Origin of the sequence: Rhodococcus sp. NPDC058521 (genome assembly GCF_042719695.1) — a bacterium.
In the GTDB taxonomy this organism is placed as follows: Bacteria; Actinomycetota; Actinomycetes; order Mycobacteriales; family Mycobacteriaceae; genus Rhodococcus_F.
Genome location: NZ_JBHXNL010000002.1, coordinates 360,056 through 386,458, shown reverse-complemented (window position 1 = coordinate 386,458; position 26,403 = coordinate 360,056). Strand labels below are relative to the sequence as shown.

19 protein-coding genes and 3 pseudogenes are annotated in these 26,403 nt (G+C 64.5%); 12 read left to right on the top strand and 10 right to left on the bottom strand.

From position 1 onward, the window contains the following. The first annotated feature begins 26 nt into the window (after positions 1-26). From ACFWO3_RS06035 to ACFWO3_RS06025, 3 genes are all read left to right on the top strand, one after another. A complete protein-coding gene (locus tag ACFWO3_RS06035) occupies positions 27-1,034 on the top strand; it encodes an ATP-binding cassette domain-containing protein (protein WP_378574814.1) in 1,008 nt (335 codons plus the stop codon). Then, the gene (locus ACFWO3_RS06030; RefSeq protein WP_378574812.1) at positions 1,031-1,837 is read left to right on the top strand and encodes an ABC transporter permease; all 807 of its coding nucleotides are present in this window, start codon (positions 1,031-1,033) and stop codon (positions 1,835-1,837) included. The genes ACFWO3_RS06035 and ACFWO3_RS06030 overlap by 4 nt, the downstream gene beginning before the upstream one ends. A 651-nt stretch (positions 1,838-2,488) precedes the next feature. Further along, positions 2,489-3,193, top strand: a complete 705-nt coding sequence (locus tag ACFWO3_RS06025) for an alpha/beta hydrolase (RefSeq protein ID WP_378574810.1) — start codon at positions 2,489-2,491, stop codon at positions 3,191-3,193. A 238-nt stretch (positions 3,194-3,431) separates the two neighbouring features. Here ACFWO3_RS06025 and ACFWO3_RS06020 read toward each other — a convergent pair whose 3' ends face one another. Then, on the bottom strand, positions 3,432-4,064 hold the full coding sequence (locus tag ACFWO3_RS06020) for a DJ-1/PfpI family protein (protein WP_378574808.1): 633 nt from the start codon (positions 4,062-4,064) through the stop codon (positions 3,432-3,434). 365 nt (positions 4,065-4,429) lie between these two features. On the opposite strand from ACFWO3_RS06020, the gene ACFWO3_RS06015 reads away from it, so the two are divergent. From ACFWO3_RS06015 to ACFWO3_RS06005, 3 genes are all read left to right on the top strand, one after another. After that, complete coding sequence (locus ACFWO3_RS06015; protein WP_378574806.1) at positions 4,430-5,989, top strand: PepSY-associated TM helix domain-containing protein; 1,560 nt, start codon at positions 4,430-4,432, stop codon at positions 5,987-5,989. Beyond that, positions 5,986-6,735, top strand: coding sequence for a DUF5134 domain-containing protein (locus ACFWO3_RS06010; RefSeq protein WP_378574803.1), 750 nt, complete (start codon positions 5,986-5,988; stop codon positions 6,733-6,735). Before ACFWO3_RS06015 ends, ACFWO3_RS06010 begins: the two co-directional genes overlap by 4 nt. 69 nt (positions 6,736-6,804) lie before the next feature. Continuing rightward, entirely contained in the window at positions 6,805-8,796 is a 1,992-nt protein-coding gene (locus ACFWO3_RS06005; RefSeq protein ID WP_378574800.1) for a cytochrome c oxidase assembly protein, read from the top strand. Between the two features lie 50 nt (positions 8,797-8,846). Here the strand turns inward: ACFWO3_RS06005 and ACFWO3_RS06000 are convergent, their stop codons facing one another. Continuing rightward, on the bottom strand, positions 8,847-11,144 hold the full coding sequence (locus ACFWO3_RS06000; protein WP_378574798.1) for a heavy metal translocating P-type ATPase: 2,298 nt from the start codon (positions 11,142-11,144) through the stop codon (positions 8,847-8,849). Positions 11,145-11,222: 78 nt separating this feature from the next. Further along, positions 11,223-11,981, bottom strand: a complete 759-nt coding sequence (locus ACFWO3_RS05995) for a zf-HC2 domain-containing protein (RefSeq protein ID WP_378574795.1) — start codon at positions 11,979-11,981, stop codon at positions 11,223-11,225. Positions 11,982-12,043: 62 nt separating this feature from the next. Here ACFWO3_RS05995 and ACFWO3_RS05990 point away from each other — a divergent pair, with 62 nt between their 5' ends. After that, positions 12,044-12,619 carry a sigma-70 family RNA polymerase sigma factor gene (locus ACFWO3_RS05990; RefSeq protein ID WP_378574793.1) on the top strand — a complete coding sequence of 192 codons (576 nt, stop codon included), beginning with the start codon at positions 12,044-12,046 and terminating at the stop codon, positions 12,617-12,619. Positions 12,620-12,679: 60 nt separating this feature from the next. Here the strand turns inward: ACFWO3_RS05990 and dapA are convergent, their stop codons facing one another. Next, a complete protein-coding gene (dapA, locus tag ACFWO3_RS05985) occupies positions 12,680-13,570 on the bottom strand; it encodes a 4-hydroxy-tetrahydrodipicolinate synthase (protein ID WP_378574790.1) in 891 nt (296 codons plus the stop codon). Positions 13,571-13,718: 148 nt separating this feature from the next. On the opposite strand from dapA, the pseudogene ACFWO3_RS05980 reads away from it, so the two are divergent. Continuing rightward, positions 13,719-14,821: pseudogene (locus tag ACFWO3_RS05980) on the top strand (ferredoxin reductase). 9 nt (positions 14,822-14,830) lie between these two features. Further along, positions 14,831-15,671 (top strand): annotated as a pseudogene (locus ACFWO3_RS05975) (fatty acid desaturase family protein). A gap of 19 nt (positions 15,672-15,690) precedes the next feature. On the opposite strand, the gene ACFWO3_RS05970 reads toward ACFWO3_RS05975, so the two are convergent. Then, entirely contained in the window at positions 15,691-16,110 is a 420-nt protein-coding gene (locus tag ACFWO3_RS05970) for a hypothetical protein (protein ID WP_378574787.1), read from the bottom strand. 115 nt (positions 16,111-16,225) lie between these two features. On the opposite strand from ACFWO3_RS05970, the gene ACFWO3_RS05965 reads away from it, so the two are divergent. Continuing rightward, a complete protein-coding gene (locus ACFWO3_RS05965; RefSeq protein WP_378574784.1) occupies positions 16,226-16,642 on the top strand; it encodes a nuclear transport factor 2 family protein in 417 nt (138 codons plus the stop codon). Positions 16,643-16,726: 84 nt separating this feature from the next. After that, positions 16,727-16,909: a hypothetical protein gene (locus ACFWO3_RS05960; RefSeq protein WP_378574781.1), complete on the top strand. Its 183-nt coding sequence runs from the start codon at positions 16,727-16,729 to the stop codon at positions 16,907-16,909. A gap of 8 nt (positions 16,910-16,917) precedes the next feature. Here the strand turns inward: ACFWO3_RS05960 and ACFWO3_RS05955 are convergent, their stop codons facing one another. The 3 genes and pseudogenes from ACFWO3_RS05955 to ACFWO3_RS05945 all read right to left on the bottom strand — a co-directional run. Next, entirely contained in the window at positions 16,918-17,229 is a 312-nt protein-coding gene (locus ACFWO3_RS05955; protein WP_378574779.1) for an ATP-binding cassette domain-containing protein, read from the bottom strand. A 238-nt stretch (positions 17,230-17,467) separates the two neighbouring features. Next, on the bottom strand, positions 17,468-18,817 hold the full coding sequence (locus tag ACFWO3_RS05950) for an MFS transporter (protein WP_378574777.1): 1,350 nt from the start codon (positions 18,815-18,817) through the stop codon (positions 17,468-17,470). A gap of 76 nt (positions 18,818-18,893) precedes the next feature. Further along, positions 18,894-19,205: pseudogene (locus tag ACFWO3_RS05945) on the bottom strand (DedA family protein); the annotation flags it as partial. Positions 19,206-19,230: 25 nt separating this feature from the next. On the opposite strand from ACFWO3_RS05945, the gene ACFWO3_RS05940 reads away from it, so the two are divergent. Further along, positions 19,231-22,248 (top strand): ATP-dependent RecD-like DNA helicase, encoded by a 3,018-nt coding sequence (locus ACFWO3_RS05940; RefSeq protein WP_378574774.1) that lies wholly within the window; start codon positions 19,231-19,233, stop codon positions 22,246-22,248. A 906-nt stretch (positions 22,249-23,154) separates the two neighbouring features. On the opposite strand, the gene ACFWO3_RS05935 is transcribed toward ACFWO3_RS05940, so the two are convergent. Together ACFWO3_RS05935 and ACFWO3_RS05930 are read right to left on the bottom strand one after the other, a co-directional pair. Beyond that, positions 23,155-24,171: a hypothetical protein gene (locus tag ACFWO3_RS05935; RefSeq protein WP_378574772.1), complete on the bottom strand. Its 1,017-nt coding sequence runs from the start codon at positions 24,169-24,171 to the stop codon at positions 23,155-23,157. A gap of 227 nt (positions 24,172-24,398) precedes the next feature. After that, positions 24,399-26,048 carry a hypothetical protein gene (locus ACFWO3_RS05930; protein WP_378574770.1) on the bottom strand — a complete coding sequence of 550 codons (1,650 nt, stop codon included), beginning with the start codon at positions 26,046-26,048 and terminating at the stop codon, positions 24,399-24,401. Between the last annotated feature and the right edge of the window lie 355 nt (positions 26,049-26,403).

The following is a 26,403-nucleotide window of genomic DNA, read 5'->3' as shown; positions in this document are numbered from 1 at the left end:
AACCGCTGAACAAGGAAGGTGGACCCATGGCTGCGCATATGATTCGCGCCAGAGGGCTGGTGAAGCACTACAAGAAGGTTCGCGCGCTCGACGGGCTCGACCTCGATGTTCCCCAGGGGAGTGTGCTGGGTCTGCTGGGTCCGAACGGGGCGGGGAAGACGACGGCGGTGCGGGTTCTCACCACGCTGCTCGAACCCGATGAGGGATCGGTCGAGATTGCGGGTGTCGACGCTCTCGCCGACCCGGATGGAGTTCGATCCCGAATCGGGCTCGCGGGACAGTACGCAGCGGTCGACGAGTATCTGACCGGCTTCGAGAATCTCGACATGATCGGTCGGCTCTACGGTCTCGGAAGGGCTGAATCGCGTAGTCGGGCAAGGGAACTACTCGATCGATTCGACTTGTCGGATGCCGCGGACAGGCCGTCGAAGACGTACTCCGGCGGTATGCGGCGTCGCCTCGACCTCGCCGGCGCGCTGGTGGCAGCACCCCCGGTGCTGGTACTCGACGAACCGACCACCGGACTCGACCCCCGCAGCCGCATCGGCATGTGGGACGTCATCCGAGAACTGGTCGACAGCGGGACCACTCTCCTGCTCACCACTCAGTACCTCGAAGAGGCGGACCGTCTCGCCGACGAGATCGTGGTCATCGACCAGGGCCGAGCCATTGCCAAGGGCACCGCCGACCAGCTCAAGCGCAATATCGGGGGCGACCACGTGGAGCTCGTGGTCGCGAAGGCGGCAGACCTTCCGGCTGCACGCGAAGCCGTCGCCGCGATCACAACCGGGCAGGTCAAGGTCGACGAATCGACACGTGAACTCTCGGCACCGGTCGATGCCGGGGCAGAGGCGCTGATGCGGCTGCTCAGACGGTTGGATTCGGAAGGCATCGGCGTCCTCGACGTGGGTGTTCGGCGTCCGACGCTCGATGATGTGTTCCTCACCCTCACCGGTCACGGAACAGAAGACAGTGCCCCGGACGCCGATACCGATTCGGCAGCAGGCGCTCGTGTGAAGGAGACGACCCGATGACCGCCACCTTGACCCGCACCATCTCGAACAGCGGAACCATCGCGAAGCGAAATCTGATCAAGATCAAGCGAGTGCCAGAAGTGATGGTGTTCGTTCTGATGTCGCCCATCATGTTCGTACTGCTGTTCGCGTACGTGTTCGGCGGTGCGATCGACCCGGGCGGCAGCGTCAACTACCGTGAGTTCCTGATCGGCGGAATTTTCGCTCAGACAGTCATTTTCGGTTCGGTGTACACCGGGGCGGGACTGGCCGAGGATATGCAGAAGGGCATCATCGACCGTTTTCGATCTCTCCCGATGTCTCGATCAGCCGTATTGATCGGCCGGACGGTGTCCGATATCGCCTACAACCTGGTGTCTATCGTCATCATGGCGCTGACGGGCCTCTTGGTCGGATGGCGAATCCGTGGATCGTTGATGGATGCGGTCGCGGGATTCGCGCTACTGCTGCTCTTCGCTTACGCGTTCAGCTGGGTGATGGCGTATGTGGGCCTGCTCGTGCCCAGCGTCGAGGTGATCAACAACGCCTCGTTCATGGTGATCATGCCGCTCACGTTCGTCTCCAATGCGTTCGTGCCGCTCGAGTCGTTCCCCTCCTTCCTGCAAGGTTTCGTGGAGTGGAATCCGGTCTCTGCCGTGACTCAGGCAGCTCGCGAACTGTTCGGCAACACGGACCCGTCGATCCCGGTAGCGGACGTCTGGTCGATGCAGAACCCGATCGCATACACCCTGATCTGGGTCGTGGTCATCCTCGTGATCTTCGTTCCGCTCTCGGTGCATCGCTACCAGAGCAAGCGCCAGTAGTCCTGGTGAGGGGTGCCCCCGGTGGGCGCCCCTCGCCGGCATCCTGGGACGCTCTGTCCCCCGTGGGACAGAGATACTTTGATGAAACCATGGCAGTGGCGTGGAGCTTCAGGGCGAACAAGCCCTCTGACGCCGAATGAATGTCGGAGGTGCGGGCCGAAGTGATACCCCCAGGCCCCGAACGCCCGGGGCATTACGACCCAGTGCGGGTTGGAACGCGTTTCTGGACGCCTTCGCTCCGCTCATACGCGCGTCATAGTGGCACGTCGACGAGGACAGCTGGTGGAGTCGGTCGGCTGGATCATCATCGGTGCCAGGCTCGTCGCTTTCCTCGTACATCAGGTTCTGGTCGGTCGGGACCACGCGTGGGTCGTGTGGCCCACGCTGATCCTGACATTGGGTGTGCCGCGCATGATCCTGGACTTCAGTGACAACGACGAAGCGGTCTTCGAAGCGGTGAAGGAGTCGGATGCCGATTCGCAACAAGCGCCTGAAGAAGGCGTCGAAACGGCTCCGCGAACTCGAAGAGGGCCTACAGTACCGTCATCGGTAAACAGGAGCGACGGCCTGACAAATCGATGGAGCCTCGGCTGTTGAGGACGTAGGTTCGTGGTGACGTTCGTAACCGCGCCAACGCGAAAGGCCTCTCCCATGACCGATTTCGCCGACCCCTCGATGATTCTTCCAGTAGACCCGGTGGACGCGGTCACGCGTGGAAACCTCGACGTATATCTGCCCGAGACGGAACGCCCGGCGCCGTGCGTCCTGATCCTCCACGGCTTGTTTGCCGAACCCCCCGAGGTGATGCCGCGACAGTCGAGCTTCTTCCGTGACTACGCAAGCCATCTTGCGCGACGAGGGTTGGTGGCCGCCGTGATCGACCACGATCTGACCGAGGGGCTGCGTGTTCCCCAAGCCGTGGCCACGGTCGCACAGGCCGTCGAGGTACTACGAAATCAGCCCGAGGCCGACGGCGACGAGGTCGGTCTCTGGTTCTTCTCGGGCGGCGGGGTGTTGTCGTACCCGTTCCTCGCGAAGCCGGAGCCCTGGCTTCGCTGCGTGGAACTCACCTATCCGATGTTGCCCGCCGACGAGTTCCCGGAGTGGCCCACCGTGGACGAGGTGATCAGCGGAGCTAGCTCCGTTCCAACGTATTTCACCGTCGTCGAGAACGAAGTCCCGATATTCGCACCCGATCAGAAGGCGTTTGTCGAGCGCGCACAGAAGGCGGGCATACCGGTCACCGTGAACCTCGTTCCCGGCGCAGAACACGGCTTCGACGTGTTCGACGAGAGGTCCGAAGCGCGGGATGCGGTGGCCGCCGGAATCGACTGGATCGTGAAGACGCTCGGCTGAATCCGAACAGCCATCGCGGCAGAGTCCTTCATTCAGCAGGTTTCGAGCTACCCCACCAGCGGCGCCCTCTCTGCGGCGGTCCCGGCGGCGAAAGCTCCGGATTCGTGCCAGGCCTACCTGGCACGTAAGCCGTGCTCGACAGGGGCGAAAAAGTCACGCGCCAGCGAGGTGAGTTCGGTGCCGGCCTTGTCGGGAGTCCCTGTGCGAAGGTTGGTTGTGGAGCGTATTCGGCGCTGAGCTACAGGAAGCGAGCGTCGTCGTCGCGGAGTCGGCCGACCAGGCGCAGCGCAAGGTCCATTCCCGAGGTCGCGCCGGCTGCGGTCATGACGTTTCCGTCTTCGACAACACGTTCGTCCACCGGCGTTGCACCGTAACCACTCAGCAGGTGCCGTACCGACCAGTGCGAGGTCGCGCGCCGACGTCGAGCAGTCCCGGTGCGCCAAGCGCGACCGCTCCGGTGCACACGCTCGCAACCGTGCCCGCTGCGGCGAATGGCTGACATCGCGGCCGCATCGGCGAGAAGAACACCGGTGTCGCCTCCGGGTACGAGGAGCACTGTCGGCGCGGGCGGGGCGTCGTCGAGTGCCGTCGTCGGCATCACTGCCAGGCCTCCCGCGCTGATGGCCGCCGTCCGGGTGGCACCGGTGGTCGCGACATGCACTGTCGCACCGAGCATCGACGCCAGAAAGTAGTGGGGACCGATTGCGTCGAGGGTGTCGAATCCTGGGTGAACGACGATGACCACGTCTTCCTCGGTGGTGAAGGTCACGCCCGGGCGCGCGGCGGGCGCGTCGCGTGCGGTGACGGATCGTTCCCAGGCGTGCTGTGCAGCAGGGTCATCGGTGTGGTCACTGACGTGGTTGTCGGTCATGATTCTCCTGAGTGTGGTCGGCACGAACGATGTGGGGCGCCCAGTCAGGGGGTTGATCAGGCTGGAGGCGTGAACACCGAACACCGACAGCATCTCCGTCGGTGCCTGCCACAAACTCACCACGCGTTCGGGCGCTGAATTGAAGGTCAATGTGCGTCCGCAGTTCTGCACCGTCACCGGACAACCCGCAGCTGTGGATCCGGCCGATTCGGACGGTGTACCCAGCCAGGAAGTCGCAGGAATAACCCGATCGGTTCCCAGGCCGGCGAGATACCGCACGTGCTCGGGAACTTCTCTCGTGCCGGCCCGACTAGTGACAGAGAAGGCCCACAGCTTGTGTGGCCCGAGGAGAAGGAACGAACCGCATGTCCACCAGTGAAATCGATCGACCGCCAGCGCCCGGTGACAGACCGCCACCGGAGCCGAGGGCGCCTCTGTGGCCGCAACTGCGGCCGTTCGTACTTCGTCTTCACTTCTATGCGGGCATCCTGGTGGGCCCGTTTCTCCTCATCGCTGCGGTGACGGGTCTGCTCTACACCGTCACCCCGCAGCTCTCCGATTACGTACACCGCGACGAACTGACGGTCGATCAGGTCGGTGAGCGCGCGCTTCCGCTCGGTGAGCAGGTTGCCGCTGCCCGCGCCGCCCACCCGGAAGGCACGATCACCGAGGTGCGGCCACCGATCGACGCCGAAGGCACCACCCGCGTGGTCCTGGCGGTCGACGATGTGCCCACCGATTATGGGCGGACCGTGTTCGTCGACCCATACACCGCACAGGTGCGCGGCGAGCTCACCACGTTCGGCGAGTGGCTCCCTGTGCGGGCATGGATCGACGAGCTGCACCGCAACCTGCACCTCGGCGATCTGGGCCGCAACTACAGCGAATTGGCCGCGAGCTGGCTGTGGGTGGTCGCTCTCGGCGGGCTGGTGCTGTGGATCTCCAGGGTTCGCCAACGCTCCGGCTCGGCGGCCAAGGCAACCAAGGCGGCACTGGTCCCGGAGACGAATCGAAAGGGCCGCACGCGGGCACTGTCCTGGCACGGGACAGTCGGGGTGTGGATCATCGCAGCACTGCTGCTGCTGTCGATCACAGGTCTGACCTGGTCACGGCATGCCGGAGAAACGATCGGTGACGTGCGGACGGCGTTGTCGTGGACGACCCCGTCGGTGGAGACCGATCCGACGGGATCGGGTACGGGTGGCGGTGGCCATCACGGTGAAGCCGCAGCACCGGTGACCGATTCGGTCATCGACGAGGGCGTCGGTATCGACGGTGTCGACGCCGCGGCTCGGGCCGCGGGACTACAGACGCCGATGGAGATCATTCCTCCCGCGGGTGACGGACAGGCATGGAAAGTTCAAGAGGCCAAACGCGATTGGCCGACTCGCTACGACTCGGTAGCGGTAGATGCCGACTCTGGTCAGGTGACCGACAAGGTCGAGTTCGCGAACTGGCCGTTCATGGCGAAGATGACCAACTGGACCATCGACGCTCACATGGGCATTCTGTTCGGTCTGGTCAATCAGATTCTTTTGGCGCTCACCGCCATCGGACTGATCGCGGTGATCATCCGCGGGTATCAGATGTGGTGGCTGCGCCGCCCGACTCGCGCACGGGGACTGACGTTCGGACCACCGGCCAAACGCGGAGCGCTGCGACGGATGCCGCCGTGGGCGGCAGTGACCGCGGTGGTGATCGCGGTGCTCCTGGGCTGGTACATGCCGTTGTTCGGGATCACGCTCGCAGTGTTCGTCGCGGTCGACGTCGCGTTGGGTGTGCGCCATCACAGGCGATCCCGCGGGACCGCCCTCGAAACTGCGTCGCTGCCTGCGCGTGAGCGAAACGGAACGATTCCAGGCGATCAGTTGCGGGAAGGGCACATATCAATGGTCGATTCGACTGAAGGACGGGACAAGGCATGATTGCTGACAGTTCCCTGCGATGGATCTGCACCTTGTTGTTCGTCTTTGCCGCCGCATACTGCGTGTATCGCATCACGGTGGTACGGCGAGCGACTGTGCGTATCGATCACGGCTTCCATCTGGCGATGTGCGCGGCGATGATCGCGATGGCGTGGCCGTGGGGTCTGGGTGTTCCGCTCGTGCCGCAGGGTGTGTTCTTCGCTGCAGCGACCGTGTGGTTCGCGGTCGCGGCGGCGCGCACTCGCGCCGCACGGGGTCACAGCACCGTCGACGAGCACGTCCACGGTCTGGCGATGGGTGGCTATCACGCGTTCATGATGGCTGCGATGGTGTGGATGATCGCGGTCATGGCCGGATGGCTTCCGGGCGCGCCCGCGCACGATCACGCGGCCGAACCCTCGATGGAGGGTATGGCCGGGCACGGGGGCCACGTACCTGGAATGGACATGAGCGGCCACGCACATTCGGCCGGCGCCGCGTCCGCGCCAGGGTGGATATCGGCAGTATCACTTGCGTTGACAGTCGCCTTCACGGTTGCGGCGATCGTGTGGTTGTACCGAATGTTCGTTGCCGAGCAAGCTGCCGCACTCACCGCGTCACCGACCTCGGCGGCGGCGCAAGGCAGAACCACGACAGCGGGTGGAACAGCAGTAGCGGTGCTCCGGGTGTCGCGTCTGCCGTCCGTGGCGGCAGCCTGTGAGGTGGCGATGGCAGGCGGGATGGCGATCATGATCGGTGCGATGTGACCCTCGAGGTTGCGGCATCGTGCACCCCTGTGACTTCACCGATGCCGCACTGACGTCTAATGAGGTTCCGTGACCGCAGTTCTCCGCACAATGTTCGGGCGTAGAGGCTTTTCGAAGTGCCTCGTCGTCGGGGCCCTCGCATGCACGGTTGCCGCCGCCGTCGTGGTTACGGTGGTCTCCGGCGAGAGCCGGTACTCGGCGAGTGGGGATGCGTTTCCCGGTGCGTTCACCGCGCTGACGTACGTTCTGGTCCGGTTGATCGCTTCTCTCACCGGCGCGATGACCGTGGGGTCGCTGGTACACGCACTGGTGTGCACCCGTATTACGCGCCGCGGCCGGATCGGTCCCGATGGGTACGGCTCCTTGTTGATCGCGAGCCGATCGAGTGCGGTCTTGCTGGTGTCGGCGGTGGTGTTGATCCCGGTGTCGGCGGCCGACTCCACCGGAATCGGAGTCTTCGATGCCGTGCGGCGTGGAGTCATTGCCGATCTGGTCTCCCCGAACGAGGCCCCGAAGGCCTGGATGGTCACCGCGGCAGGAGCGCTGGTGGTCACCGTGATCACCAGGTGGACACTGAACTGGGTTCCGATGGCACTCGCATCGGCCGTCGCTGCGGTGGCGGTTCTTCCTGCGTGGGTCGTGGGCAATGCCGGGCAGGGCCACGATCACGACATTGCCACCAGCGCCGTGATCGTGGCGGTTCTTGCGTTGTCGGTGTGGACCGGGATGACCCTGTCCTTGCGGTCTCAGATCCGGCGCGGCGGTGACCCCGACGATCCGGATCTTGTTGTCGCAGTGTCGCGGTATGCGGTTGTTGCAGGATGCGCAGCAGTTCTCGTGGTGGGCCTATCGGTGGTGTTGGCGAGCATTCTTCTGCCGATCGGTGCAATATCGAGTTCCTCGTACGGACGCCTTGCCTTCGCCGTCGCTGCGGGGGTACTCGTCGCAGCGGGATGCGTCGTTGCCCTTCTCCTCCGCCGGCGTAGCCGCGGTCGGTCTTCGCTACTGGTAGCGGTCGTCTCGGCCGCGCTGCTGATGGTGTGGTCGGCTGCAGTATTGATGGCGGTACAACCCGCCCCGGTGTTCCTGACTTCTCCTGCCACTGTCTACGACGTGTTGATCGGATTCGAGCCCCCCGGCCCACCCTCGTTCGGCCGGTTCGCGACGTTCTGGCGATTCGATTTCGTCACCGGCAGCGCAGCGGTGGTGCTGGCTGTGGTGTACGTGTGGGCAGTTCTGCGCCTGCGTGGCAGAGGAGACAACTGGCCGGCCGGACGCATTGTCGCGTGGATGACCGGATGTGTGGCAATGCTGCTTGCCACGAGCTCGGGAGTCGGCGCGTACGGGTCGGCGATGTTCAGTGTGCACATGGGTGTTCACATGACCTTGAACATGTTCGTACCGGTGTTGCTCGTTCTCGGCGGGCCGGTCACCCTGGCCCTGCGCGCGATCCCACCCGCCCACGACGGCTCCATGCCCGGGCCACGAGAATGGATCGTTCTGGTCGTTCACTCACCGGTGATGAGGTTTCTGTCCAACCCCGCGGTCGCTGTCGGGTTGTTCGTTCTCTCGCTCTATGCAGTGTATTTCAGCCCGCTGTTCGACGAACTCGTCCGCTATCACTGGGGACACGAGCTGATGAACATTCACTTCCTCGTCACCGGCTACCTCTACTACTGGATCATCATCGGTATCGACCCCGGCCCCAAGCGGCTGCCCCATCTCGGACGCCTGGCGTTGTTGTTCGCAGTCATGCCGTTTCACGCCTTCTTCGGTATCGCGGTGATGACGATGGACCGAATCATCGGCGGCACCTTCTACCGCTACCTCGACCTGCCGTGGGTCCAGGATCTGGCGAGCGATCAGAGCTTCGGCGGAGGACTGGCCTGGGCATCGAGTGAGGTGCCGTTGGTGCTCGTGGTCATCGCGTTGGTTACCCAGTGGGCACGTCACGACCGAAGAACCGAGGTTCGTGAGGACCGGGTCGCAGACCATAACAACGACGACGAGCTCGAAGCCTACAACGCAATGTTGGCGCAACTGTCCCGCACGCGAAAGTGACATCTGCTCAACGTGTTTCACGCGAGTACGTAGTCACAGTGACGTAGTGGTCACTCCGAATGGTCGGTCGCAGTGCTGTGGTAGCGGCGCAGACGCAGGCTGTTCGAGACGACGAAGAACGACGAGAACGCCATGGCGGCGCCGGCCAACAGGGGGTTGAGCAGACCTGCGGCCGCGACGGGAATGGCGGCGATGTTGTATCCGAACGCCCACACCATGTTGCCTTTGATGGTTGCCAGGGTGGATTTGGCCAGGCCCAACGAATCCACGACGGCGCTGAGATCGTCTCGAACGACGATGATGTCCGCGGCACCGATGGCGACGTCTGTGCCGGCGCCGATCGCCAGACCCAGGTCCGCTGCGGCCAAAGCAGGTCCGTCGTTGATGCCGTCGCCGACCATTGCCACGGTCCGTCCTGATCGTTGCAGCGAGGTGACGATGTCGACTTTCCCTTCGGGCATCGTTTCGGCGATGACGTCGTCGATCCCGACTTCGTCGGCGGCAGCTTGGGCGGCGAACGCATTGTCCCCGGTTACCAGCAGGGTGCGCAGTCCAAGGGTCTGCACGTGTGCAACCGCCGCCGCGGCAGACGGTTTGATCGTGTCGGACACGATCAGTACTGCACGCACTTCGCCGTCAACGGCCAGATACACCGCTGTCGCACCGGTTTTCTCACTGTCGGCTTGCGCCTGCCGTAGTACGCGTGGAATGGGCCAGTCGCGATTCTCGAACAAGCGGCGCCGACCGATCTCGACCGCGCGGCCCTCGACACGCCCGCGTGCTCCCAAACCGGGCAACGCGGTGAAGTCGTCCACCGGCGGCACGGCGTCGGTGCGGGCGAGGGCTGCGCCGACGATCGCCTCGGCGATCGCATGTTCTGAGGCGTGTTCGACTGCCGCGGCCAAGACCAGCATCTCGTCGTGGTTCTCCCCGGGTGCGACGACGATGGATTCGAATGCCAGCGAACCGGTGGTGATGGTTCCGGTCTTGTCGAACACGACGGTATCGACGGCCCGCGTGGCTTCGAGCGCATGATGTCCTTTGATGAACACGCCGAGTTGCGCTCCGCGGCCTGACGCAACCATCAGCGCTGTAGGAGTGGCCAGTCCGAGCGCGCAGGGACACGCGATGATCAACACTGCAAGCGCGGCACTGACGGCGGTGTCGAGGTCGCCGCTGCCGAACATCCAGCCGGCGAAGGTGAGCGCGGACAGCACGAACACGATGGGAACGAAGACCCCGGAGATACGGTCGGCGAGGCGCTGTAGATCGGCCTTTCCCGACTGCGCGGCGTCGACGAGCCGGATCATTCCGGCCAGAGCGGTGTCCGCGCCGACTGCCGCTGCCTCGACGATCAGCCGTCCGTCCAGCACGACAGTCCCGCCGGTCACTGCTGATCCGGTGTCTTTGTCCACCGGTAACGACTCCCCCGTCATAGCGGAGGTGTCGACGGTGCAGCTGCCCTCGACCACGAGACCGTCAGCGGCGACGACTTCTCCGGGGCGGACGACGAACCGCTGCCCTTCCTCTAGCTCCGCCACGGGAATGCGGAGCTCTTCTCCGCTGCGCAGGAGCACCGACACATCGCGTGCCCCCAATTCGGCCAACGCACGCAACGCTCCGCCTGCACGGCCTTTTGCCTTGGCCTCGAAGTATCGGCCCGCGAGGACGAAGACGGTGACCCCCGCTGCCACCTCGAGGTAGATCGAGTCGCTCGCAACGATGGCGGCCCAGACGCCGCGGCTTTCGTCCGCCGTCGAGGTGCGAAAGAACATCGAGTAGACCGACCAGCCGGTCGCGGCGAGGATGCCCGAGGACACGAGCGTGTCCATGGTCGACGTGCGGTGTCTCACGCCCGCGAGTGCTGCACGGTGGAACGGCAGAGCGGCCCACCCGACGACCGGGATGGCCAAGGCCAGGAGGATGAACTGCCAGCCGATGATGCGTGTGCTGGGAACCACGGCGAACATGATCGACAGATCCGCGAGAGGCATGAACAACACCAGCGCCACCACGAAGCGCCGGAAGAGATCGCGCGTGCGCGCATCCTCGGTGGAGGTGTCGACGCGGGCGTGATCGACGAACGGTTCGGCTGCGTATCCGGCGGCTTCGACGACGTCGCACAGCTGCTCCGGTGTACTCGACGAGGGCGCTTCGATGGTGGCCACCGCGGTGGCGTAGTTCACCGACGCCCGTACTCCGTCGACCTTGTTCAGCTTTCGTTCGACACGATTGGCGCAGGCGCCGCACGTCATTCCGCTGACCGCGAGTGCGATACGAACGGTGTCGGTGGCATCCGGTGCATCGCCGCCGCTCGGGCCGACGGTCAAGGGCGCGCTCAGGGACATGTCGATCAGTTCTTTCCTCGGTACTGTGGAGTGTTGGGGCTGCGGCCGCTCGAACGTGCCGCCTCTACATGCTCACGATCACGCTGCGGGGTCGTTCGCGCCCCGCAGATGACCGCGACGACGCCCGTACCGCGCACCCTCGGGAAGGTCGATGTCGTCGTCGGTGTCCACCGGACGCCGGTGCGGAGACGGTGAACTCGGCCGCTTCTCCCGGCGTCGAACCATCACGCAGACCAGCACCCCGATCGCGATGGCGGCGTGCGAGGCGACCCGCTCGACGGTGACCTGGCCGGCGATCGAATCGGTGATCACGAACGCTGCCAGAAGTACGGTGAACGTGGCCAGCATGGGCATCAACCCGGCGGTGGCCGCAGGCCGACACGCAGCGATCAGGAAACCGACGCCGACCGCGATGTTCCATGCCGTGCTCTCGTTGAACAGATGCCCGGTCATCGCCGAAGACCCCATATCCATGGCATCACTGCTGTGATCGTGTCCGATACCGGCGACCTGGGCGACACCGAGACCGATCTGGGCCAGAGCGATCACCGCAAGCGCGGCCCTCCAGGGGTGATCGCGGGTTACCCACCGCAGTGCCCGCTGAGGCCGAGTCCGCGGTACGGGAACCCCGACCGCATCCAGAATGTCCGATGTCAGGTCCGGTGTCCGCACGGCCGAGCCCACACGGAGCTCACGGGTCAGTGCGGTGGTCGAGGCGTACCACGCCCGACATTGGGCGCAACTGTCGAGATGTTCATCGGTGCGCGCGGAGGGCACGGGCTCCCGTTCTCCGTCGATGCGCGCTGACAGAGCTTCGCGCGCGAGTGAGCAGTCCACCCCTACAGTGTCGCGCAGGGTTGCCGGAAAGTTCCCACCGCCTGTCCCCTATTCTGTCGTGCGTGACATCCCGGGCCGAGCACGACGCGCACACCACCGAGTTGGCGCTCGCTGCCGGCCGAGGGGATCACCGGGCACTGGAATCGTTCATCAGGGAAACGCAACGCGATGTATGGCGTTTCCTCGCGCATCTGAGTTCGGTCCCGGCCGCAGACGATCTGACCCAGGAAACCTATCTGCGGGCAATGAAGTCGTTGCCCAGGTTCGCGGCGCAGTCCTCGGCACGCACGTGGCTGCTCTCGATCGCACGCCGGGTGGTGGTCGACCAGGTGCGGTCCGCGCTGTCACGGCCCCGCCTCGTCGGCAGCGACGACTGGATCGCAGCAGCCGACGCCGCGCAGGCGGCCTCCGCTCCGCCGCGAAACGGCTCCGAGGACCTCGTCGAGGTACGCATGCTGCTCGCCGCCTTGCCTGCGGACCGACGCGAGGCCCTGGTTCTCACGCAAGTCCTCGGGTTGTCCTATGAGGAGGCGGCGAACGTGTGCGGGTGCCCGATCGGGACGGTCCGATCCCGCGTGGCGCGGGCGCGCGAACAGCTCATCTCCGCCACACGTGCAGACGGACAGAACACCGGGTAGCACCACTCGCGCTGATAACTTCCTTCAGGTTCGTTGCGCGGTGCAGTTCGGTCGGCGAGGTCAGATCAGACCGGATGCGGTAAGGCCTGCCCGCAGGCGTTCGGCGTGCTCCGGCGGTCCTTGACGAAGCGGCATGCGGAGCTGGTCCGATTCGATGATTCCCAACATCTTCAGGGCGGCCTTGGCCTGGATTGCGCCCTGGGAGGTGTGCATGATCGCGTCCACCGCGGGGATCAGTCGGGTGTGGATCTTTCGCGCGAGTGGGAGGTCGCCGCTGTCGACCGCAGCGATCATCTCCGCGTATAGGTCGCCCGCGACGTGCCCGACGACGGACACGATTCCGGTTGCACCCTGCGCCAGGTGGGCAAGATTGACGATGTCGTCGCCGGAGTACCAGAGAAGGTCTGTCTCGGCCATGAGCCGGCTCGCCTCGAAGAAGTCGCCCTTGGCGTCCTTGAGTGCCTTCACGTGCTCGATCTCCGCTGCGCGGCGAATCGTGTCGGTGGTGAGGGCGGTGCCGGTGCGGCCGGGGATGTCGTAGAGCATCACCGGGGTGCCGTCGCCGGCTTCTGCCACGAGTCGGAAATGTTCGAGGATGCAGTCCTGCGGCGGCTTGTTGTAGTACGGGGTGACGACGAGCAGGGAGTCGGCGCCCCGGGCGACCATCTCTCGTGCAGCTCGCGCGGAGTGCTCGGTGTCGTTGGTGCCGCACCCGGCCATCACGGACACGCGATCGCCGACCGCTTCGACGACGGCCTGCACGCAGGCGTAGTCCTCGTCGTCGGTGGTTGTCGGAGATTCACCCGTCGTGCCGTTTACCAAGAGCCCGTCGTGGCCGTGGTCGGCGAGGTGAACGGCCAGGCGTTGCAGGCCTTCGTAGTCGATCGATCCGTCTTGGTGCATCGGCGTCACCATCGCGGTGATGACGCGGCCGAAAGGGGTGCTCTCCATGATTTCCAGAGCCTACGCCGAGCTGCCGATTCCGTCAGCTCGGACCTGCGGTGACGGCTATCGTCACTGATATCGGTGCGGCGTGGACTCTGCGAGCACCGAATGGTTCGGAGTACGGGTGTGCACTGAACGCCAGAAGGGAAGTCGTATGCCCGTCCTCGAGTGGAGCAAACGGCCGGCAGAAGATGTCGAAGCTCGGACGCCTGCGGTCAACGTCCTGCGAGGGCTCGTGGCCCGTGCGACGACCCCGCTGCCCGACGACTATCTGCACCTGATCAATCCACTGTGGTCTGCGCTGAACTTCGAGGACGGGTCGTGGCGGTCCAGAAGGAGACCGAGGACTCGGCCACCGTGGTCATCGAGACGGGCTGGGGATGTCGCGGATACGTGTCCGGACAGTACCTCGGTATCGGTCTACAGGTCGGCGGCCGATGGCACTGGCCGTCGTATTCGCTGACGTCTGTCGCGGGGTCGGAGGAGGACCTGATCTCGGTGACGGTGAAGGCCAACCCGGGCGGGTTTCTGTCGGCCCACCTCGTCGACGGTGTCGAGCCGGGAACGATCATCAGATTGGCGGCGCCGAAGGGTGACTTCTCACTGCCGGAGCCACCACCGTGAAGGTTCTTTTCGTGAGCGCCGGCAGTCATCACTCCCGTGATCGCGATGTTTCGCACGTTGAAGACCCGATGACACACTCCGGAGAACGTGCATCTGCACTCCGCCCCGACCCTGAGAGCGTCATCTTTCCTCGACGAGTTGGTAGTGCTCGCCCGCGACGTAGACCACTACACCCTCGACCTTCAGCTGACGCGGTCGATGGGCAAGATCGACCTCGACGAACTGCACCGGCGCGTTCCCGAATGCAGCGAGCGGCAGTGCTGGGCATGTGGCCCGACCCAGCTGCTCGACGACGTCGAGCGCGTGTTCACCGACGTCGAGGCACGCGACCTCCTGCACATCGAGCGATTCAACATCGCGCGCACCGACAAGGGTGGTGAAGGCGGTGTCGTCCATTTCGCGAAGAGCGGTAAGACAGTCGAAATCGACGGGGCCACAACGCTGCTCGAATCCGGTGAGGATCTCGGCATCATGATGCCGTTCGGTTGCCGCATGGGTATCTGCCAGACGTGCGTCGTTCCGCTGGAGGAGGGCTACGTGCGCGATCTCAGGTCCGGTGAAGAACACCGAGAAGGCGAACGAATTCAGACCTGCATCTCCGCCGTGTCCGGCGAGTGCACCCTCGACCTGTAGGAGGAAATGGTGGCAATCACAGATATCGACGAATACGCCCATCTGACCGAAGCGGACGTCGAGGCGCAACCACCGGCGGCGAGCCCGCGTTGAAGCGCGATGGCGCGCCGCGCGTGACAAGAAGCCCGCGTGGGTCGCCGAAGCCGCCATGCTGGGCCTGGCGAAGATCATCGAGAACATGGAACTCGGGCACAACGTGATGCACGGGCAATGGGACTGGATGAACGACCCCGAGATTCATAGCGTTGCACCACGTCGACGTCGAGAAGGTGCGGGGAAGCAAGCCGCCAAGGACTACGTGATCCGAAATTTCTGGACGTACGGCGTCATCTTCTGCGGCCAGTTCCCCGACGGCGCAGAGAAGTTCACCGTCGCGGAGTACGAAGAAGAAGACCAGGCGCGCCGGTACCTCCGGACAGGTGCTCGGGTCGGCGAACTTCCACGCCGGACCGGTCATGCGATTCATGAGTGACAACCTGAGCCACCAGATCGAGCATCATCTGTTCCCGGACCTGCCGAGCGATCGTTTCGAGGAGATCGGTGTGCGGGATCGTGCACTGTGCGAGAAGTACGATCTGCCGTACACGACGGGTTCACTCGCCCATCAGTACTGGCTCACCTTCCGCAACATCGCGAAACTGGCGCTACCGGACGCGATGCTGGTCGCCACGTCCGACGACGCCCCCGAGACAGCTTCGAAACTACGTTCCGGTGTTCAGCTTCGAAACTACGTTCCGGTGTTCGTTCGGGCGTTCAGAACACCTTCGGTGTCGACCCGATCACCGGAAAACGGCGCGGGCTCCGAACCGCGCTCGTCGAATTGCGCGGCGGCGCGGTTCAGACTGCCTGAGCGAAGCTGACGGACCGAATCAGCGACGCTGCAACGTCACGCCGGCGAACGGGTACGGAACCTCGATCGGGGTCTGTGCAATGTTGATGGTGCCGATCCAGTGGCCCTGTCGAGGGTCGATGTCGCGAACCGACAACCCGAACGGAAGGCCGTCGAGGGTCACGTAAGCCTGGTCGGGACCGACGGGGCTCTGGTGACCCTCGCGGCTGAACTGGGCGCACTCGAGACGCACGTAGTCGCTGTCCGGGGCGACGTGCAGATCGCAGTCTGCGAGCGGCGTGCCAAGCACGTTCGAGGGGTGCTGGGTCAGGTGGTAGGCGCCGGGGTACATGACGCCGACGCGTGGAAATTCGGGGTCGTCCGCGGAGGCGATGCCGGGAACGGCGAGTGCAGCGGTGGCGGCGATCGCCGCGCCGGCAGCAAGAGCACGAAGCTTCATGGGTTTCCTTACTCATGGGCGTTTCATGGACTTCGACTGTATGTCGGTACGAGCGGCCGAAACGTTTCCCAGGCACCATCGAAGCTGACCACCCACCAGAAAGAGGTCCCCACGAATGAGCACCTTCCGCGAAGCAGTCGAATCCGGCGACCACGAGGCAATTGCGGCCCAGCTGGCCGAGAACGTGGTCTTCACCAGCCCCGTGGCGTTCGAGCCCTATCCCGGCAAAGTGATCACGGCGGCAATCCTGCGAGGCGTGCTGCGGGTCTTCGAGGAACTCCACTACGTTCGCGAATTCCACAGTGCGGACGGCCGTGACCACGCGCTCGAGTTCGAAGCGGTCGTGGACGGGAAGAAGATCAACGGATGCGACTTCCTGCATCTCGACGCCGATGGCAAGGTCGACGATCTGAAGGTGATGGTGCGCCCGTTGTCCGCCGCAAATGCGCTGGCGCAGGCCATGGGCGCGCAGTTCCCGCAGATCGAGAGCGAAGCGGCCGAAGAACTTTCGAGGCAGGCTTCCGGCGCATAGTCGGGTCGGTGCCTTGCCGACTGGCCGCGCCGACTCAGTGCCATTTGCGGCCCAGTGCTCGATGTCCCGCAACAGCTGGCGATCGTGAGTGGTCACGACCACCGTCGACTCGGTGACGTCGAGAGCTGTGCTCAGATCTTCGACGAGGAGGATCGAAATATGATTCGTCGGTTCGTCCAACAGGAGGAGGTCGTGACGAGCGCCCAGCTGGGCGCCCAGGCGTACGCGATACCGTTGGCCCACAGAAAGTTCCGTGAGCGGCCGTGACCAGTCGGTCACCGCTCCAAACGTTCGAGGTCGATCAGAGTTCCGACGGTCCGTCCGTCGTCGCTCGTCGTTTCCTGCTCCGCCATGCGTAGCGGGCCGGAACGCCGTACAGTTCCCGAATCGGGTTCGAGGGTCCCGGCGAGAACGTGAAGCAGCGTCGATTTGCCGCGACCGTTCTCGCCTACGATGCCCCACCGCGACCGCGGTGAAACGGTGAGGTCCACGCCGGTGAGGACCTGCTCTCCCCCGCGGGCAAGCCAGATGTCGGATGCGGTCAGTTGAGCATTCGAATGCGCGGGGACGCTGGATGTGATGATCATTGTTCCTCCGAGGAACGCACGACGAACACGGTCCACGTGCCGTATGGGAATGTGCGCATCGGTCGCCGACCGAAGCCGCGTGTTGCGGCGAATGGGTCAGGTCGACGCAGCCAGCAGTGCGTGGCACGGAGTGGACTGCGCTCGGAGGTTCTCCTAGAGGAGGATCGACTGAATGATCATGCCTGTCACGCCACCGGGCACCCTGCCCGGAATTCCACCGATTTTTCGACGCTCGGGGTCACTCGTCGTTCGGGGCGTCCACGGCCAGGTGTAGATCTTCCCGGCGGATCAGTGTCGTGGCTACGACACTGATCAGGGCAGTCGCGACCAAGTATCCACAGGCCAGCCACGGTGCACCGTCGGTGGATGCGATGAGGCCGGCGAGGATCAGGGGCGTCAGTCCCGACGCGTAGATACCGGAGAACTGGTAGACGACCGACAAGCCGGTGTAGCGGATTTCGGTGGGGTACAGACCTGCGTACAACGTTCCCTGGGCGCCGTAGAACAGCGCGTGAATCACACCGAACACCAGCACCATCGCGACCGTGAACCACAGTAGGTTCTCGGTTCCGAACAGTGCGAACACCGGGAACACAGCCAATCCGTACAGCGCGATGCCCAGGGTGTACACACGCCGTGCCCCGTAGCGGTCGGATGCGATGCCGGACAAAGGAAGTAGCGCCGCCATCACGAGCGCTGCGACGGTGACGACGAGCAGAACCTGCACCTTGTCGAACGCCAGTGTCCCTGTCGCGTAGGTGATCGCGAAAACGCCCCACGTGTTGAATGCTGCCCCTTCGCCCCAACGAGACAGCAAACCTAACACCGTGTTGCGGGTGTTCCTTCCCCGCAGGACCTCCTTGACGGGCGCCGACGAGCGAGCCTTCAGTCTGCTCACTTCCTCGAAGGCGGGTGTCTCTTCGACCTTCAGGCGGACCACGAAACCGACTGCCACCAGAACGATGCTGAGTGCGAAAGCGATTCGCCACCCGTAAGCGAGGAACTGTTCGTCGTCGAAGACCGTCTGCAACGCGGCGAAGACCGCGGTTCCCAGAGCGAGACCCAGCGCCAGGCCCACCTGAGGGATCGAGCCGAACAGTCCGCGCTTCTTCGCCGGGCTGTGCTCTACGGACAGCAGGACGGCCCCGGCCCATTCGCCGCCGAGAGCGAATCCCTGCAGGATGCGCAGTAGCAACAACAGAATCGGTGCCAGCACACCGATCTGAGCTGCGGTCGGAAGTGCTCCCATGAGCGCGGTGGCCACTCCCATCACGAACATGGTGAGTGCCAGCGTCTTCTTGCGCCCGATTCGGTCGCCGATGTGGCCGAAGACGAGGCCGCCCACCGGACGCATCACGAAGCCCACGGCGAAGGTGGCGAACGCCAACATGGTTCCGATGAAAGAGCTCTCGTCCGGGAAGAAAAGTTCGTTGAACACCAGCCCGGCGGCAGTTGCGTACAGGAAGAAGTCGTACCACTCGACGGTCGTCCCGAGCAGACTGGCCGCGACGACCGTGCGCAACCGCTTGCGCTTCTCGGCTTCCGTTTCGGGCTGCTCGAAATCGGCGTGTACAGCTGTGGTGGTCATGGACTCCATCCGTCCCGGCGTTCTGGTGGGCGGAGCGAGCCTAAGCGCGTAGAGCTGTGCTTGGCTCCGGTCCGGATCAACGTGATTCGAAGTCGGCGACCTCCAGCCGACGAGTTGCTCGACGGCGACGACTCAGATCGACGGCTGCACCGACGGCCAGCGCCATGGCCAGCGCGAATGCGGTAGCAGCCAGCGGATTCTCATTCGACCAATGGGCACCGAGAGTCCCGATGAGCCCGCAGTACCCGGCCCAGGCAGCCGACGCCGCGATGGTGACGAGGAAGAAGGTTCGGTAAGGGAATTGGGTTGCGCCGGCCGTCGCGTTCACCGCGACCCGGCCGGCCGGCACGAATCTGGCCGCCAGCAGTGCGGTCGCGCCATGCTGTTCGAGTGGCGTCGACGCCCTGTCGAGAGTGGATCACCGCCCCCTTGCTGCGCGCTGCCAGCCGGTTACCGGCGCCGTAGGCCAGGTGGTCCCCCACGCTCCGAGTGCTCTGACCCGCCGTGACGGCGAGTTCATCCTCACCTCGCACGGCAGCGCGCTACACACCTCCCACGGCGTCATCGCCGCCGAACAGTCGCTCCTCGACGCCAGCCGCACACCCACCGCGTACATCGCCCCGCAGCGCCGACTCGACCGGGTGATCACGTCCTCGGCGAAGAAGGACGGTCGCAGTCTCAACGCCGGACAGCGCGCACTGGCCGAACACTTCATCGGTTCCGGTGCGCTCGTCGCCGCAGGAGTCGGGCCTGCCGGCACCGGCAAGACCACCGCCATGAAAGCCGTGTCCGACACCTGGCAGGACTACGGACACGAGGTCCTCGCGCTCGCTCCCTCCGCTGTCGCCGCCGAAGTGTTGGGCGACGAGATCGGTGTGCAAGGGCTGACCCTGGCGACGCTGACCTACCCGTGGCGCGGGCTGCACGAGCACATGGGAATCCCCGCCCGCACCATTCCCGACCGCGTCACCATCGCACCCGGAACGATGCTGCTGGTCGACGAAGCCTCCCTCGCCTCGACCAAGGATCTGGCCGCGATCACCGAGATCGCCCAGCATCACGGAGCCATCGTCCGACTGCTCGGAGACCCCGGACAGCTCGACGCCGTCGAGACCGGTGGCGCGTTCCGGATGCTCGCCGAAGAGAGCCGTGCACCCGAGCTGACCGACGTCGTGCGCTTCGGTGACGACCTCCAACAGGCCGAGAACTCACTCGCACTCCGCAAGGGTGAGAACGAAAGCCTCGACCTGTACTTCGACCGCGGCTGGGTGCAAGCCGGCACAGCCACAGAGATGCGCGAGGCCGCCGTACGCGGCTACCTGGCCGATACCGACGCTGGCCTGTCGTCGATGGTGATGCTCTCGACCGTCGACGACGTGCGCGAGGTGAACCTCGCCGTCCAAGCCCGCCACCGGGCCACCGGAATCGCCACCGAGGCCGGTGCCATCCCACTGTCCGACGAGCTGCACGCCGGAGTCGGTGACACCGTCCTCACGCGCCGCAACAACCGCGAACTGCGTGCCGTCGGCGGCCGCCGACGCAACACATTCGTCCGCAACGGCGACCTGTGGACCGTCACCGCCGTCAACCCCGACGGCTCCCTGGTGGTGCGCAGCAAAGCCCACACCGGCACCATCACACTGCCCGCCACGTACGTGCGCGAGAACACCGAACTCGGCTACGCCGCCACCGTGCACCGCAGCCAAGGCATCACCGTCGACACCTCCCACACCTGCCCGACCGGCAACATGAACCGCGCCGGCCTCTACGTTGCGCTCACTCGCGGCCGCAGCGACAACCGGCTCTACGTCTCCACCGAACCCGGTGTCACCCTCGACACCGAGGGCATGCACCTGTCCGAACTCGACACCCCCACCGAACGGCTGGTGCTCAACCAGATCCTCGCCGCCGACAACGGACACAAAGCTGCCCTCACCGAACTCAAGGAAGCCACCGCTCACGCCCGCAGCCCCGAACGACTCCGCGAGGCATACCTCGCCGCGCACACCCGGCTGCACGAGCACTGGCTCGACACCACCCTCGACCGGGCGCTACCCGCCGCGGTCTTGGCCACCATCGATGCCGGTGACCCGAAGAGCAGGCAAGCACTCCGCGACGCTCTGGCGCAGATCAACAACAGCGGCAACAGTGCCACCCACGTCCTGACCGCAGCGGTCAACGACGGCGAACTGCACACCAGCCGCAACATCGCCGCCGTCCTGCGCTCACGCATCGAAACCCACTCCCCCATCCCGCTCGGCAACACCACCGATGGTGAGAGCGTCGCACTGCCGGCACTGCCGCCGCGCGTCGCCGGCACCGACAAAGAGCTCGACGACTACGCCCGCACAGTCGCCGCCAAGTACGCCCAGGCCCGACCCGACCACACCCCACAGCCGGGGATCGGCGAGAGCATCCGCGCCTACGAGGCCACGCAGAAGCGCGTCGACGAGCAGCGGGTGAACGTGCCGCTGGCTGCCGTGTTCGACGACACCACCGCCGAAAGGCTGGCCCACGAGCGCGGTGTGCACCGGCTCGGCCGTCAGCTCGGCAAAGCCACCCTCGCCGGACTCGACCCCAACGCAGTCCTCGGCTGGCACGCCCAGCAGCTCCGCGGCCGCGACCAGGACATCACCGTCATGGGCCTGATCCGCGACATGGGCCCGGCCATCGAGCAGGCCACCCTCGCCGCCAACACCGCATGGCTGCGCGATCACGACGCGGTCCTGCGCGAGCACTTCCCGATCGCCACGGCACTCGTCGACCGCACCGACGATCCACGCTGGAACACCGCCGCCGGACGGATGCGCGAACTCACCGACACCGGTCACTACGCGCTGCCCGAACTGTGCGAGAAGGTCAAGGCCACCACCCGATCGAGTGCAACAGCAGCCGGAATCCTCGACGCCCTCGACACCATCGCACCGGCAGGACAGCACCCCACGAACCCGAACGCACCCAGATGGGTTCCCTCCCCCGCACTCGACGCCGACCACGTCGACACCACCCTTGCGGGAGAGCTCCGAGACCAGTACACCCACATCTCCGCCGAGCACGCCGACCACACCCGCGCACTCGGCCACGACGAGGCCACCGACATGGTGCCGGCATCGTTCACCGCCGAAGTCGGCCCACGACCCGACGACCCGCAACTGCGCCAGGAATGGGCACGCACCGCCGCCGAGGTCCACGCCTACCGGCACACCTACGAGATCACCGACACCACCTCCGTGGCCGGCGACCGACCGCACGAGCACACCGAACGAGTCGCGTTCAACAACGTCCACACCAGCATCGAGACCTACCGTGAGCACCTCGAGCAGCATCACGAGAACCAGCACCACCAGCAGCAGCACGAGCTCGAGCGCCACCACACCATCGCCACCCAGCAACAGAGCATCGACCAGGAACGGCGCGGCCCTCGAATGTAGTTCGGCGCAGGAGCATCGGCTCCGTCCAACTGCTAGGGCCTAAAATTCTCGTGCGGGACAATCCGACCCCGTACGAGAACTCCCCTTCCTGAGAGGTTGGCGCCGTTGCACGCGTTTGTCGACGAGTCCGGACGTAAGGGTGAGTTCCTGATGTGCGCGGCCACCATCACACCGGGCGACGTGACGGCCCTCAAGACCAAAATGAGGCAGCTGTGCCCCAAAGGGGCATCGCGCATCCATATGAAGAACATGGGCAAAGACGCAAAACGCATCGTCAAAGGCGTGGCCGAACTCGACGCCCACAGCTACCTGTTCGTCGTGACGAAGAAGTGCCCCACCCGCACTGCCCGCGACATGGCACTGGCACGTACTTTCACCCAGCTCCAAGACCTCGGGGCCACCGGGTCGTCATCGAATCCTGCGCCCAGGACACAGAGGACCGCAGGGTCATCTACGACGCACTGGGTGGCTCCCCAGAACTCACCTACACCCACGAGCCCGCCGGCCCAGGGAACCCGTTGCTCTGGATCCCCGACGTCCATGCGTGGGCCTGGGGTCGAGGCGGCTCGTTTCGGAAGGCCATCAACCACCGGGTGACCGTCGAATATCTGTAGAAACGACGAAACCCCGGTCTCGCAAGAAACCGGGGTGTTCAGTCGTGATGGGCGCGCAAGGCTGGAAACCATCTGGTGGGGGCTGCCTACTGGGGTACTTACGCCCCGGAGACCTCCTACACGGACCACTTCCCTCAGCTATTGCCTCGGGCACTTATAGTCTGACAACAAAGTCCGCACGAGGCAAGTGATCGCGATATGCGAGCGTAAGATCGCCCGCACAGGGCGTGTTCACGGCCGCACCCATAGCGTCCATGTAGAGCCGAGCGGCCCAGGCTTGCGGCCACGCGACCTACGGGATGTATGCGAGGCCAGACGAAGTGTACGTGCTCTTTCCGCTTTCAGTTGTCGCGCCCAGTATGGAATCGAGCCAAGAGAGTGAGATGCGCTCGGAAGTAGGATCGCCGGAGGTGATCTCGAACCTCTCGATCCCCCATGATGTGTCCTTGGACAGGATGACGAGTTCCCCTGATTCGGTTGCGGTGACGGATCCGATCTCTTTGCTCGGAAGCTCCCAGTCCACGACTACCTGTGGCGCATCTGAATCCCAATCAGCGGACACCGCCTTGCCGTCTGCTGTTAGCCAGTGCAGTCGGCCCCCGCTGAGGTGAATGATCCCACCCCGGGTGTCTTCGGAAATGCCGACCATCTCGAGAGAGGTTTGCGTTCTGGTCCCGTCGTGCACGTTCACGCGCACGAGAGTCAGCCCGACCCCTCCAGATCTGTCTTTCCGGGACTCATCGGATGCATAGAGCCCGAGGAGGAAGTTGCCGTCCGGCGTACACACGGCATTGCGGGACGCGGGCAGAAAGTCCTCTGCGAAGTCCCAAGTATGCAAAGGCTTCGGGTCAGTTTCTGCTGCATACTCGTAGAGAGTGTTCTCGGTAGGCGGCCCCGAGGTCCCGATATAGGCCTCCTGAGCGATGCCGTAAATGCGGTCGCCACAATGTCCCACCATGCGCGTGACCCCAGGAACAAAGCCTGTACGGACGCCAGCATCGGGATAGCTGGTCACGAACCGGTTGGAGTAGACGCCGTCGACCACCCCCGAGTTGAACCACATGGCCGCCGCGCCGCCTGCGGGGTCGCCTGTCGCAGCCTCGACGATGTTCTCGTACCCGATGTCGCTTTCTGCGGACCCGTCCGGTGTGAGCGTTGTGACTCGCTGCGATGACGTGGTCGTCAGCGATTCCCTCGAAAGCACGGATGCACCACCGTAGATCGCCTGCCCGGAAACTTTCCCCAGAAGATCGCCCTCTCTTCCGAAGACAAATGCAGTCGAGCGGTCGGCTTTGCTGAGCGATTCCATATTTCGAGGACCGACCGACACCGCACCTGCGGCAGATGGGGGGAGTTCGCGGAGTTCGGGACCGCGATCGTCGTGGTCGGAGTCCGAACATGATGACAACAGCAGCACCGCCGCTGTGGCGATGAGGACAATCCGGCGAGGTGATCGCATCGTACTTTGGTAATCCCTTCATATGGTGCCGCGCACCTTTGCCGCGCGGCACCAGGTCGCGCGGCAAAGGCATCCTTTCACGGGTAAGGCGTTGTCCAGGAAGAGCGGTAGATCTCGCGCGGATAGATTGCACTGGGAGTATGTTCTTCCTCGCCATTGATTTCGTCGAGGTCGATCCCACCCTCGGTCGCAGTCATGTATGCGGCCCACAGGAGGCTCGAACAGTTGTATGCGGGGGCATCTACAACCTTCTTGTTGAAGTGAAAATTCGAGTTATAGCCTTTCCCCTCTTGAAACCTCGCGAAGGACACGGCCGCTGCGCGAACCGTGGAAGATGTGTTGACCCACATCATTTTTGGATCAGGCAATGTCCGGGGTGTCTGCCCTGGGCCCGCTGTCGGGTTGTTGATCAACTGAACTCCGCGTTCAGGGTCCAGCGCTTCGACCGTTTGCGTTGTGCTGACGAAGATTCCATTGTGCCCATGGTTTACATCAAGGGTGGTTGCGTCGGAGAGAAACAAGTCTCCGGGCCCACGTGCATCTGGAAGTACCGCCTCCGCTCCGTTGGGTTCGGAAACATCGTCTACCGACATATCGAGCAGAGCGCCACTGAGGATATCTTGAATCACATCAACCACACCGGCCGACACTTCCTGGGCCACGCGTTCGGCTTCGGTGAGGATCTCCATGGCCGTGACCCCAGGGCTCAATTCGGCCAACCTCAGAGTCGCTCCACCTGGACCATGGATAGTCCCATGCTGAAATCGCTGCTCGATTGTGGATCCGTTGTCGACAGCATCGGCTGTGGGGTAACCATGCGGCCCGGATTCGTACCCTGCGGAGGCCCATCTTTCCAGGACCCCACCTGTCACGGGCCAGGCTCCATATGAGGGGTGCCAGTAGATGACGCCGCGTTCGAAGCGGTTCATGCGGCCTTGTCCGTCGGGGAGGCGGATTTCGTCGGAGGTGGGGTAGCCGAGCAGGCTGCCAGGAGTTTCAGCACCTACGGTGTTCCACTTGTCACGGATCGCGCCGGTGATGGTCGAGCCGATCGCGTTCTGGAACGCCACGTAGATGGCGCCACCTTGGAATTCTTGGCGGCGACCCACACCGTCGGCATGCACGATCTCGTCGGTCTTCGGGTAGCCCAACCAGCCTGCTTCGTAGCCGTGGACGCCCCACCGGTTGAGGAAGCTATTGACCACCGGATGCGCACCGGTGGCAGCCGACCAGTAGATCGGACCATTGAGGAACTGGGTCCGCTTTCCATGTCCGTCCGGGTTCGTCAACTCAGGTGTATTCGGATACGAGAGGAAGCTCGCCGGCCCGCCCAACGAGTTGTACTTGTCCTTGATCGCACCACACACCGCATGCGGCGACGGCCAATAGTATTGACATGCTGCGACGGCCCGCGATCTCGCTGCCCTCGCCTCAGCGATCTCTGCTTGATCAGCTTGTTCCTTCGTGAATCCGGCGGGGATCTCTTCATGATCCGAACGCATCTGCCCCGGCACCACGGTCGCATTCGGATTCTGCGTCGGCGCCCAGTCCGGATCCGGCTCTGCCGTTTTCGACGACAACTCCGGATCATCCGGGGCCACAGGCTCATCAGATGCCGGTTCGTCCGGCACCTCAGCCTGACGTAATGGTTCGGGAGCTACCGACTCGACCGGCGTCTCGATGGCCGGCGGCGGTGGCGAGGTGGCGGTTGTCTCGTCGCTGGCCACCGTGCTCGGCGGCCGCACAGACGGCGGCGTGGTCGGCGGCGACCCCTGCGCCGATTCCTCCGCAGGGGTCGATCCTTCGGCCGACGTGCTTGGGGCCGGCGTAGTAGTCGTCGTGGTAGTGGTGGTGTCCGAGTCCGGTTGCGCGGCAACCAAACCGCCACCCGTGAACGTGAGCGCAGCCGCCAACGACAGCACGACCGTGCCCCGCACCAACCTCCGTGAGCGAAGGCGCATCCCGCGCCCTGATCGCAAATATCCCGTCATCCGGGCCCTCCCCTGGCAATCGAAGATCCGCAGCACACGCTGCTGGAGAGGAACCTACGGCGAGTTCTCAGCAACCACACAAGAACCAAAT

Excerpts from the sequence above, each read along its gene's own strand:
- ACFWO3_RS06035 (WP_378574814.1), top strand. The coding sequence starts at position 27 with ATGGCTGCGCATATGATTCGCGCCAGAGGGCTGGTGAAGCACTACAAG.
- ACFWO3_RS06030 (WP_378574812.1), top strand. The coding sequence starts at position 1,031 with ATGACCGCCACCTTGACCCGCACCATCTCGAACAGCGGAACCATCGCG.
- ACFWO3_RS06025 (WP_378574810.1), top strand. The coding sequence starts at position 2,489 with ATGACCGATTTCGCCGACCCCTCGATGATTCTTCCAGTAGACCCGGTG.
- ACFWO3_RS06020 (WP_378574808.1), bottom strand. The coding sequence starts at position 4,064 with ATGACCGACAACCACGTCAGTGACCACACCGATGACCCTGCTGCACAG.
- ACFWO3_RS06015 (WP_378574806.1), top strand. The coding sequence starts at position 4,430 with ATGTCCACCAGTGAAATCGATCGACCGCCAGCGCCCGGTGACAGACCG.
- ACFWO3_RS06010 (WP_378574803.1), top strand. The coding sequence starts at position 5,986 with ATGATTGCTGACAGTTCCCTGCGATGGATCTGCACCTTGTTGTTCGTC.
- ACFWO3_RS06000 (WP_378574798.1), bottom strand. The coding sequence starts at position 11,144 with ATGTCCCTGAGCGCGCCCTTGACCGTCGGCCCGAGCGGCGGCGATGCA.
- dapA (WP_378574790.1), bottom strand. The coding sequence starts at position 13,570 with ATGGAGAGCACCCCTTTCGGCCGCGTCATCACCGCGATGGTGACGCCG.
- ACFWO3_RS05970 (WP_378574787.1), bottom strand. The coding sequence starts at position 16,110 with ATGAAGCTTCGTGCTCTTGCTGCCGGCGCGGCGATCGCCGCCACCGCT.
- ACFWO3_RS05965 (WP_378574784.1), top strand. The coding sequence starts at position 16,226 with ATGAGCACCTTCCGCGAAGCAGTCGAATCCGGCGACCACGAGGCAATT.
- ACFWO3_RS05955 (WP_378574779.1), bottom strand. The coding sequence starts at position 17,229 with ATGATCATCACATCCAGCGTCCCCGCGCATTCGAATGCTCAACTGACC.
- ACFWO3_RS05950 (WP_378574777.1), bottom strand. The coding sequence starts at position 18,817 with ATGACCACCACAGCTGTACACGCCGATTTCGAGCAGCCCGAAACGGAA.
- ACFWO3_RS05935 (WP_378574772.1), bottom strand. The coding sequence starts at position 24,171 with ATGGAATCGCTCAGCAAAGCCGACCGCTCGACTGCATTTGTCTTCGGA.